This is a genomic window from Parazoarcus communis SWub3 = DSM 12120, from assembly GCF_003226565.1.
GTDB lineage: Bacteria > Pseudomonadota > Gammaproteobacteria > Burkholderiales > Rhodocyclaceae > Parazoarcus > Parazoarcus communis.
On the sequence record NZ_QKOE01000086.1, the window covers coordinates 1 to 741 of the forward strand.

Consider the following 741-nt stretch of genomic DNA (forward strand, 5'->3'; position numbering starts at 1 on the left):
AAGCCGACCGTGTCCATGCCCAGCTTGCGGGCGTAGCCGATGTGCTGCTCCGAGACGTCCGCTTCGGTGCAGTGGGTGGCCACACGCAGCGTGGAGACGCCCAGTTCGTGCGCCCTCTTCAGGTGGTCCACCGTGCCGATGCCCGGCAGCAGCAGGGCCGACACCCTGGCCTGCTTCATCAGCGGGATCACCGCGGACAGGTATTCCTCGTCGGTATGCGCCGGAAAGCCGTAGTTCACCGAGCTGCCGCCCAGTCCGTCGCCGTGGGTGACCTCGATCAGCGGGATGCCCGCTTCGTCCAGGCCCACGGCGATGGTCTTCATCTGTTCGAGCGTCATCAGGTGACGCTTGGGGTGCATGCCGTCACGCAGGGTCATGTCGTGAACGGTGATGCGCTTGCCGCGAAGTTCCATGTCGATCTCCTTACGCCAGCACGGCGCGGTTGCGTTCGAGGGTGAGACGCCCGGCGAGGATCTCCTCGGCGAACATCTCGGCGGTGCGCGCCGCGGCCGCGGTCATGATGTCGAGGTTGCCGGCGTACTTGGGCAGGTAGTCGCCCAGGCCTTCGACTTCGAGGTAAATGGAGACCCGCTTGCCGTCGAACACCGGACCATTGACCAGGCGGTAGCCGGGCACGTATTTCTGCACCTCGTGAATCATGGCGTGGATCGATTCGGTGATCTTCTGCTGGTCCGGTTCGGTCTCGGTCAGGCAGTGCACCGTGTCGCGCATGATCAGCGG

2 pseudogenes are annotated in these 741 nt (G+C 64.9%); both read right to left on the minus strand.

The annotated features are described in order from the left end of the window. A pseudogene (locus tag DNK49_RS23140) lies at positions 1–413 on the minus strand (4-hydroxy-2-oxovalerate aldolase); the annotation flags it as partial. 10 nt (positions 414–423) lie between these two features. Further along, positions 424–741, minus strand: a pseudogene (locus DNK49_RS23145) (acetaldehyde dehydrogenase (acetylating)); the annotation flags it as partial.